Source organism: Pseudomonas sp. NBRC 111123, from assembly GCF_001320205.1.
Lineage (GTDB): Bacteria > Pseudomonadota > Gammaproteobacteria > Pseudomonadales > Pseudomonadaceae > Aquipseudomonas > Aquipseudomonas putida_J.
The window spans coordinates 19,702-30,207 of sequence record NZ_BCAZ01000062.1 but is presented as its reverse complement, the minus strand read 5'-3'; the positions used below and the strand labels follow the sequence as shown (position 1 = coordinate 30,207).

General features: G+C 63.1%; 5 protein-coding genes. 3 read left to right on the top strand and 2 right to left on the bottom strand.

Features of this window, described 5'->3' with window-relative positions; translation table 11 throughout:
- On the top strand, positions 1 to 6,400 hold a 6,400-nt coding region (locus APH27_RS23330), incomplete at its 5' end, for an Ig-like domain-containing protein (RefSeq protein ID WP_371262732.1).
- Positions 6,401 to 6,506: 106 nt separating this feature from the next.
- On the opposite strand, the gene APH27_RS23325 is transcribed toward APH27_RS23330, so the two are convergent.
- Together APH27_RS23325 and APH27_RS23320 are read right to left on the bottom strand one after the other, a co-directional pair.
- Complete coding sequence (locus tag APH27_RS23325) at positions 6,507 to 6,872, bottom strand: YbaN family protein (RefSeq protein WP_027921054.1); 366 nt, start codon at positions 6,870 to 6,872, stop codon at positions 6,507 to 6,509.
- Between the two features lie 7 nt (positions 6,873 to 6,879).
- Complete coding sequence (locus APH27_RS23320; RefSeq protein ID WP_027921055.1) at positions 6,880 to 7,467, bottom strand: YecA family protein; 588 nt, start codon at positions 7,465 to 7,467, stop codon at positions 6,880 to 6,882.
- A gap of 245 nt (positions 7,468 to 7,712) precedes the next feature.
- Between APH27_RS23320 and recQ the strand changes: the two genes are divergently transcribed.
- Together recQ and APH27_RS23310 are read left to right on the top strand one after the other, a co-directional pair.
- Entirely contained in the window at positions 7,713 to 9,857 is a 2,145-nt protein-coding gene (recQ, locus tag APH27_RS23315) for a DNA helicase RecQ (RefSeq protein ID WP_027921056.1), read from the top strand.
- A gap of 139 nt (positions 9,858 to 9,996) precedes the next feature.
- A complete protein-coding gene (locus APH27_RS23310) occupies positions 9,997 to 10,434 on the top strand; it encodes a MarR family transcriptional regulator (protein WP_027921057.1) in 438 nt (145 codons plus the stop codon).
- Positions 10,435 to 10,506 lie beyond the last annotated feature (72 nt).

The window sequence follows — 10,506 nt, the reverse complement described above, 5'->3', positions numbered from 1 at the left end:
ACCGGATGGCCTACAAAGCCTGACGGTGGGTGGCATCTCGGTAGTGACGGGAGGCGTGGCGGCCGGCTTCCCGCAATCGGTGACCACCCCGGAAGGCAACACCCTGACCATCACTGGCTATAACCCGAGCACTGGGGTGGTGAGCTACAGCTACACCCTGACCGGCAACGAAAGCCACCCGGACGGTGCCGGCAGCAACAGCATCAGCGAACACTTCGAGGTGGTCGCCAAAGACGTCGACGGCAGCACCGTCACCGGCAGCCTGGACGTGAATATCGTCGATGATGTGCCGCAGGCAGGGGCAGATACCACCAGCGTCGTGGAAGGTGGGACTGTCACGGGCAATGTCCTCTGGAACGACAAGCTGGGCGCAGATCAGGCAGGCACCAGCAATGTCGTGGTCGGTGCACGCGCTGGCTCCGACACCTCGACATCCGCCATCGGCAATCTCAATACCGAGATCGCCGGCCAGTACGGCACCTTGACCATCGATGCGGCTGGTAACGCGATCTATCACGCCAACCCGAATGCAGTGCTGCCACCAGGCGCCAGCGATGTATTCGTCTACACCATTCGTGACACTGACGGCGACGAGAGCACCACGACCATCACGGTCAATGTGCAGGACTGCTCGCTCGTCGCCGGACCCGTTGGCGGGGTAACGGTCCACGAAAGTGCGCTGGATGTTCATCAGGACGGCAACGACCTGGCCCCGGGGAGTGTCACCGGCAGCGATCCTGACTCGCCCCGTGAAACCGCGTCCGGCAGCCTGGCGGGCACGGCCAGCGGCGGTGTCGGTGCGCTGACCTACAGCCTGGTGAGCGACGCCACGGGCCAATACGGCCAGCTTCACCTGAACGCCGACGGTACCTACACCTACACCCTGACCTCACCGGCCAACTCGCCGACCCACGCCAATGACGGCCCCAACACCGTCACCGAAACCTTCACCTACCAGGTGAAAGACTCGGTAGGCAACTCGACCACCAGCACCATCGTCATCTCCATCGTCGACGACGTGCCGCAAGCCCATAGCGATTTTGTCAGCGTGTACAAGGGCGAGGACGTACGCGGCAACGTGATGTACAACGATGTGGTCGGTGCCGACGTGCGCAGCGATGGCAACTATGTGGTCGGTGTGCGCGCCGGTAGCGACACCAGCACCTCGGCCATTGGCCAACTGAACACCCAGGTGAATGGCCAGTACGGCTACCTGACCATCGACGAGAAGGGCAACGCGGTCTACCACTCCAACCCTGATGTGGTGTCGCCGCGAGATGCCGTCGACACCTTCGTCTACACCCTCCGCGATGCCGATGGCGACGAAAGCACCACGACCCTGACCATCAACGTGCATGACCCGCGCATCGAAGTGTGCATGGAGGGCGGCGTCACGGTGTTCGAAAAAGCCCTGGACCTGAGCAAGGACGGCAGCGACCTTGCCGCAGGCACAGTCACTGGCAGTGACCCCACATCGCCCCTCGAAACAGCCACTGGCAGCCTGGCCGGCTTGGCTTCTGGCGGGATAGGCGCTTTGTCCTACAGCCTGGTGGGTAATGCAGTCGGCCAGTACGGCCAGATTCATCTCAATGCCGACGGCAGCTACACCTATACCCTGACCTCACCGGCCAATTCGCCGGTGCATGCCAACGACGGTGCCAACACCGTGACGGAGTCCTTTACCTATCAGGTTCAGGACGCTTATGGCCATTCGGCCACCAGCACCATCGTCATCTCCATCGTCGACGACGTGCCGCAAGCCCACAGCGATTACACCAGTGTGTACAAGGGGGACGAAGTACGCGGCAATGTGATGTACAACGACGCGGTCGGTGCCGACGTACGCAGCGATGGCAACTACGTGGTCGGTGTACGCGCCGGTAGCGACACCAGCACCTCGGCCATCGGCCAGCTGAACACTCAGGTGAATGGCCAGTACGGCTACCTGACCATCGACGAGAAGGGCAACGCGGTCTACCACTCCAACCCGGACGTGGTGTCGCCACGGGATGCCGTCGATACCTTCGTCTACACCCTCCGCGATGCCGATGGTGACGAAAGCACCACGACAATCACCATCAACGTGCACAACTCGCTGATGGCCTGCGCCGACCGTGATGTCACGGTTTACGAAAACGCCCTGGACCTGCACAAGGACGGCAACGACCTGGCCGCCGGCAGTGTCACCGGCAGCGACCCGGACTCGACCCGTGAAACCGCCACCGGCACCTTGGTCGGTTCTGCCAGCGGCGGTGTCGGTGCGTTGACCTACAGCCTGGTGAGCGATGCCACGGGCCAATACGGCCAGCTTCACCTGAACGCGGACGGTACCTACACCTACACCCTGACCTCGCCGGCCAACTCGCCGACCCACGCCAATGACGGCCCCAACACCGTCACCGAAACCTTCACCTACCAGGTAAAAGACTCGGTAGGCAACTCGACCACCAGCACCATCGTCATCTCCATCGTCGACGACGTGCCGCAAGCCCATAGCGATTTTGTCAGCGTGTACAAGGGCGAGGACGTACGCGGCAACGTGATGTACAACGATGTGGTCGGCGCCGACGTGCGCAGCGACGGCAACTACGTGGTCGGTGTGCGCGCCGGTAGCGACACCAGCACCTCGGCCATCGGCCAGCTAAACAGCCAGGTGAATGGCCAGTACGGCTACCTGACCATCGACGAGAAGGGCAACGCGGTCTACCACTCCAACCCGGACGTGGTGTCGCCACGGGATGCCGTCGACACCTTCGTCTACACCCTCCGCGATGCCGATGGTGACGAAAGCACCACGACCCTGACCATCAACGTGCATGACCCGCGCATCGAAGTGTGCATGGAGGGCGGCGTCACGGTGTTCGAAAAAGCCCTGGACCTGAGCAAGGACGGCAGCGACCTCGCCGCAGGCACAGTCACTGGCAGTGACCCCACATCGCCCCTCGAAACAGCCACTGGCAGCCTGGCCGGCTTGGCTTCTGGCGGGATAGGCGCTTTGTCCTACAGCCTGGTGGGTAATGCAGTCGGCCAGTACGGCCAGATTCATCTCAATGCCGACGGTAGCTACACCTATACCCTGACCTCACCGGCCAATTCGCCGGTGCATGCCAACGACGGTGCCAACACCGTGACGGAGTCCTTTACTTATCAGGTTCAGGACGCTTACGGCCATTCGGCCACCAGCACCATCATCATCTCCATCGTCGACGACGTGCCGCAAGCCCATAGCGATTTTGTCAGCGTGTACAAGGGCGAGGACGTACGCGGCAACGTGATGTACAACGATGTGGTCGGCGCCGACGTGCGCAGCGACGGCAACTACGTGGTCGGTGTGCGCGCCGGTAGCGACACCAGCACCTCGGCCATCGGCCAGCTGAACACTCAGGTGAATGGCCAGTACGGCTACCTGACCATCGACGAGAAGGGCAACGCGGTCTACCACTCCAACCCGGACGTGGTATCGCCGCGGGATGCCGTCGACACCTTCGTCTACACCCTCCGCGATGCCGATGGCGACGAGAGCACCACGACCCTGGCCATCAACGTGCATGACCCAAGGCTCCAGGTTTGCGGGGATCAGGAAGTCACGGTGTACGAGAAAGCGCTGGACCTGCACAAGGACGGCAATGACCTGGCAGCCGGCAGCGTCACGGGCAGTGACCCGACCTCGACCGGTGAAACGGCGAGCGGCTCGCTGGCAGGCTCCGTTTCCAATGCCGTGGGGGCGCTGACCTTCAGCCTGGTTGGCAACGCTGTCGGCCAGTATGGGCAGATCAGCATCAACCCTGACGGCAGCTACACCTATACGCTGACTTCACCTGCCAATACCCCGGGCGCCGATTCGGCGGTCGAGTATTTCACTTACAAGGCGACCGACTCACTGGGCCACAGCATCACCAACAACATCGCCATCACCATCGTCGACGATGTACCCAATGCGGTCTGTGCCGAGCGCAGCATCACGCCGGGCCATCTGGATTCCAACATCCTGTTGGTGATCGATGTGTCCGGCAGCATGGATTCTGCTTCCGGCATACCCGGCCTGACCCGGCTGGACGCGGCCAAACATGCCATCGCTGCGCTGCTCGACAAGTACGACGGCATGGGTGACATCAAGGTGCAGATCGTCACCTTCAGCGGTGGTGCGCAGATCCAGTCGGCGGAGTGGGTCAGCATCGACGTCGCCAAGTCGATCGTCAACGGCCTGCACGCCGGTGGTTCGACCTACTACGACAGTGCAGCCACCGCTGCCCAGACGGCCTATGCCCAGAATGGCAAGCTGGCGGATGCGCAGAACGTCAGTTACTTCTTCTCCGATGGCGAGCCCAGCTCCGGGCATGCCATGACCGCTTCGCGCGAAACCAGCTGGGAGACGTTCCTCGACAGCAACGGCATCAAGTCCTACGCCATTGGCCTGGGCAAGGATGTCAACGCGGACAACCTGAACCCATTGGCCTATGACGGCAGCAGCCATGCCGACACCAATGCAGTGATCGTCAGCGACTTCAACCAGCTTTATGGCGTGCTGTCGGGTACCGTGCAGGGTTCGCCGATTACCGGCAGCCTACTCAGCGATGGCACCTTCGGTGCCGATGGCGGCTTCATCAAGGCACTGCTGGTCGACGGCATCACCTACACCTACGACCCGAAAGCCAACGCGGGGCAGGGTGGGTACTCGGTCACTGGTGGCGCAGACAATGCCAGCTTCGACACCACGGGCAACACGCTGACCATCAAGACCAGCCTGGGCGGCAGCCTGTTGGTGAACATGGACAGCGGCGAGTTCACCTACACGCCACCCAAGGGCAATGACAGCAGCCCGCCCGAGCGTTTCGGCTTCACGGTCAGCGACAATGACGGCGATACCAGCAGTGCCGACCTGCTGGTAATGGTCAATGGCAACCATGCACCGGTGGCGGTGGCCGACCATGTCATCACCAACATCACCGGCGCCAGTATCACCTTGCCGTCCGAAGTGCTGCTGGCCAATGACAGTGATCTCGACAACGACCATTTGAGTGCGGCGCCGATCACTGTGAACACCAACTTTGCCGACAAGGGGGCCGGCTTCACCCTCGGCACTGGCGTCCCGAACATCACCTTCGATGGCCAGGGCAATTCGCTCGACAACCAGTTCAAGGCCCTGGAGCGCAGCGCCTTCACCACTGCTGCTGGCAGCATGACCGCAGCGCTGGTGGTACTCGGCTACCTGGGCGACATCAACAGCAGCCATGCCAATGCCGAAGATGTGATCACCGTCAGCCTGCGCAAGGGTGAGACCCTTCACCTGGACCATGACCGCCCCGACGGCAACCTGGGCCTGGAGTGGAAGGATGCCAGCGGCAGCTACCAGCCCATTACCGATGGCGGCAGCTTCACCGCCAGCCATGACGGGGTGTACAGCATCCATGTGGTCAACCAGATCAACCCCTCGGACAACAGCAAGGCCGCCGAAAACTACAAGCTGAGCATGGTGGTGGACTACAGCAACGCCGTGAATGACGTGCATCAGGCCAGCTACACGGTCACCGATGGCCATGGCGGCAGTGCGGCTGGCGCGGTGGATATCACTTACCAGGCCGGCAGCACCTTGAACGGCACGGCAGGCGATGATGTGTTGATGGCAAGCAATGCCGACACCATCCTCAACGGTGGTGACGGCCATGATGTGCTGGTGGGCGGTGCGGGCAATGACACCCTGCACGGCGGCAATGGCGATGACCTGCTGATCGGCGGCCTTGGCAACGACCTGCTCGATGGCGGCGCGGGCAACGATACCGCCAGCTATGCCTCGGCCACCGCAGGTGTGACGGTCGACCTCAGCCTGCACGGGCCACAGAATACCGGTGCCGCAGGCATCGACACCTTGATCAGCATCGAGAACCTGATCGGCTCCGATTACAACGACACCTTGATCGGCGATGCCGGCGACAACACGCTTAGCGGTGGCCGGGGTAACGATGTGCTCAAGGGCGGTGATGGCAATGACATCCTCATCGGCGGGCCGGGTGACGACATCATGACCGGTGGCAACGGCAACGACACCTTCGTCTGGCAGAAGGGTGACACCGGGCATGACACGGTGACTGATTTCACTCCGGGCAGCGACCGTCTGGACCTGTCGCAACTGCTGCAGGGCGAGAATGCCACGGCGGCCTCGCTGGATGACTACCTGCACTTCAAGGTCAGTGGCAGCGGCACCCATGTGGTCTCGACCATCGAAGTCAGCAGTGTGGCGGGCGCGGCGCCGACCCAGACCATCGACCTGGCCGGGGTCGACCTGGCCCAGCATTACGGGGTGACGGCAGGGGCGGGCGGGGTGATTTCAGCGGGGCATGATACTGCGACCATCATCAACGGGATGATCAATGACCATTCGTTGAAGGTGGATACGGTCTGATCAGCCTGTTCTGGCCTCTTCGCGGCTAACGCCGCTCCTACAGGTGCCAGAGTACCTGTAGGAGCGGCGTTAGCCGCGAAGAGGCCAGAACAGGCGATAGCACGGGTCAGCCCGATCGGCGCAAGGTCTTCTGCTTGAGGATGTACAGGCTGACCAGCACCGCACTGGTCAGCATGAAGGCCCTGGCCCAGAACAGTGGTACCAGGTAGCAGGACAGCCCGATGCTCGCCCACATCAGGCCGATGGCGTAGACCTTGCCCTTGAGCGGAATACCCTCGCCAGTCAGGTAGTCACGGATCCACGGCCCAAGCTTGGGATGGTTGACCAGCCAATCGTGAAAGCGCGGCGAGCTGCGCGCGAAGCAGGCCGCAGCCAGCAGCAGGAACGGGGTGGTGGGTAACACCGGCAGGAAGATCCCCAGCACCCCCAGCGCAACGCTGAGCCAGCCGACGGCCAGCAGCAGGTAGCGCACGGCCGACTCAGTGGTGGCGTGGCTTGAGCAGCGCCGGCTTCTCTTCTGGAGCGTGCAGCAGCAGGAACAGCGCGCTCAGCGCTTCCGGGATCTGCACGATCATGTCGTCCTGCAGGTTGGCGTTGCTGGCGATGTCAGCGAACTCAGGCTGTTCGTCGAACAGGCCGGACCCGACCATGATCGGCAGCAGCATTTCGCTGACTTCTTCTTCGGCGTTCTCGAACCAGGCCTCTTCACGCAGGAACACGCCCTCCATGAAGCCGATGCACCAGCCGCGCAGGTCGGAATCGTCCGGCTCGTCGGTCAGGTCAAGGTCGCATGGCAGGTCGAATTCTTCATCGCTGGCCAGCTGGCGGGCGATGTGGCCTTTGAGGGCTACCAGCGTCGCTTCGATCTCGGTGCGCTGGGCATCGCTGGCGTAATGGGGCTCTTCGGCGAACAGCGCGTCGATCCATTCACGCTCGGGAACGACTTCGGAGCAGATCGACAGCGCGGTCAGGTAGCCGTGTGCGGCGACGTAGTCCAGCGCTTCTTCGTGCAGCTCGTCGGCGTCGAGGAAGGCTTGCAGGCGGGTCAGTTGCTCGGCGAAGGACATTACAGGGCTACCTTGGGGAATAAACGATAGTGAATTCTAGCACCTTGCGGCGGCAGCGGGGCAAAGGGAACGTCTGTCACCGGGCATCCTGTGCGGGCCAGCACTACGGTATACTCCGCCGTTTTTCATCCAGGTGCGGGATTTCCCGTCCATCTGGCAAAAGCCGCTTACGCTTTTGGCGTGTGCGGGGCGGGTTTTTCGTCCAGCCTGTGTCCAGGATGGTACGGCGATTTGTGGAGTTGCACATGCTCGAACAGGCTCAGCGCGTTCTCAAGGATATCTTCGGTTACGACAGTTTCCGTGGGCGCCAGGCAGCGATCATCGAATGCGTGGCCAATGGCGGCGATGCCTTGGTGCTGATGCCTACCGGTGGCGGCAAGTCGCTGTGCTTCCAGGTGCCTGGTTTGTTGCGCCCGGGCCTGACGGTGGTGGTGTCGCCGCTGATCGCGCTGATGGACGACCAGGTCGCCACCCTCGATGAACTCGGCGTCGCCGCGGCGGCGCTGAACTCCACGCTAAGCCCGGAGCAGCAGCGTGACCTGGCCGGGCGCTTGCGCCGGGGCGAGGTGAAGATGCTCTACCTGGCGCCGGAGCGCCTGGTGCAGCCACGCATGCTGGACTTCCTGCGCGATCTCGATATTTCGCTGTTCGCCATCGACGAAGCTCACTGCGTATCGCAATGGGGCCATGACTTCCGCCCGGAGTACCTGCAGCTGGGGCAGCTGGCCGAATTGTTCCCGCACGTGCCGCGTATCGCCCTGACCGCGACCGCCGACATGCGTACCCGCGAGGAGATTGTCCAGCGCTTGCACCTGCAGGGCGCCGAGCGCTTCCTGTCGAGTTTCGACCGGCCGAACATCTTCTATCGCATCGTGCCCAAGGAGTCGCCACGCAAGCAGCTGATGGCCTTCCTCGGCGAGCGCCGTGGCAACGCCGGCATTGTCTACTGCCTGTCGCGCAAGAAGGTCGATGAAACCGCCGCGTTCCTTTGCGAGCAAGGCTTCCCGGCGCTGCCGTACCATGCCGGCCTGGCCGCCGAGACCCGTGCGGCCAACCAGCACCGCTTCCTCAACGAGGAAGGGTTGATCATGGTCGCCACCATTGCCTTCGGCATGGGCATCGACAAGCCCAACGTGCGCTTCGTAGCCCACCTCGACCTGCCCAAGTCGCTCGAGGCCTATTACCAGGAAACCGGCCGTGCCGGCCGTGACGGGTTGCCGTCAGATGCCTGGATGGCCTACGGCCTGCAGGACATGGTGATGCTCAAGCAGATGCTGCAGAACTCCGAAGGTGACGAGCGCCACAAACGCATCGAGCAGCACAAGCTCGACGCCATGCTGGCACTGTGCGAAGAAACCCGCTGCCGCCGCCAGTCGCTGCTGGCCTATTTCGACGAAACACTCGAACAACCCTGTGGCCACTGCGATAACTGCGTCGACCAGATCCAGACCTGGGACGCCACCGAGCCTGCCCGCCAGGCGTTGTCGGCCGTGTTCCGCACCGGCCAGCGCTACGGCGTAGGCCACCTGGTCGACGTGCTGCTGGGCAAGGAGACCGAGAAGGTGCGCAACTTTGGCCACGAGAAGCTTTCGGTGTTCGGTGTCGGCAAGCACCTGGCCGAGGCCGAATGGCGTTCGCTGTTCCGCCAGCTGGTGGCGCGCGGGCTGGTCGACATCGACCTGGAAGGCTACGGTGGCCTGCGCCTGTCCGACAGCTGCCGGCCACTGCTGCGTGGCGAGGTGAACCTGCAGCTGCGCCGCGACCTCAAGCCACAGACCGTGGCAAAGGCTGCCTCCAGCGGCGGCAGCCCGGCCAGCCAGCTGGTACGCGCCGAAGAGCGCGAACTGTGGGAGGCGCTGCGCACCTTGCGGCGCAAGCTGGCCGAGGAGCACAGCGTGCCGCCCTACGTCATCTTCCCCGATTCCACCCTGCTGGAAATGCTCCGCAGCCAGCCGATCAGCCTCGGCGACATGGCCCAGGTCAGCGGTGTGGGTGCGCGCAAGCTGGAGCGCTACGGCCAGGCCTTCCTCGAAGTGCTCAACGGTGCCGGTGGCACCGAGGAGGCGCCGAAGGTGGTGCTCGACCTGCGCCACGAACTGGTCAGCCTGGCCCGCGCCGGCATGACCCCGGCGCAGATCGCCGGGCAGCTCAACTGCAGTGAGAAGAACGTCTACAGCCTGCTGGCCGAGGCCCTTGGGCGCCAGGAACTGAGCCTGGAGCAAGCGCTGGACCTGCCGGAAGACCTGATGATGGAAGTGCAGGATGCCTTCCTCGACGGCGAAGGCGAGCTGCCGCCGGTGTCGGCGATTGCACCGTTGTTCGGCGCCCGGGTGCCGGAAGGCGTGCTGTACTGCATACGTGCGGCACTGGCGGCGGAGTTCGAGCTCTGATGGGCGGCATTTCTGTCAACTGCTGATGTTTGTCATCCTTTTTGACGATTATCGGGTGTTTCCGCGGCGGGCAGCCTTGCCTGATGCCCCGGAGCATGGTTAGCTGACTAACAATTAGTTCTAGTCTATTGAGTTGCTTATGCCCCTGACCGACAACCAACACCGCTTCGGCATGCAGCTGGCGCAGATGTCCCGCGGCTGGCGTGCCGAGCTGGATCGCCGCCTGGCCGGGCTCAACCTGTCCCAGGCGCGCTGGCTGGTGTTGTTGCACCTGGCCCGTTTCGAAGAAGCGCCTACCCAGCGCGAGCTGGCGCAGAGCGTGGGCGTTGAAGGCCCGACCCTGGCGCGGCTGCTCGACAGCCTGGAAAGCCAGGGCCTGGTGCGCCGCCAGGCGGTGCTGGAGGACCGGCGGGCGAAAAAGATCCTGCTGTGCCCACCGGCCAAGCCGCTGATCGAGCAGATCGAAACCATTGCCAACGCCCTGCGCCTGGAGCTTTTCACGGGCGTGGATGAGGCGGATCTGGAAGTATGCATGCGGGTGCATGCCAAGATCCTCGCCAACCTCGAAAAGTCCTGATCCCTCCGGGGGCTGCTTCGCAGCCCTTTCGCGACACAAGGCCGCTCCTACAGGCATATGCGATCCCCTGTA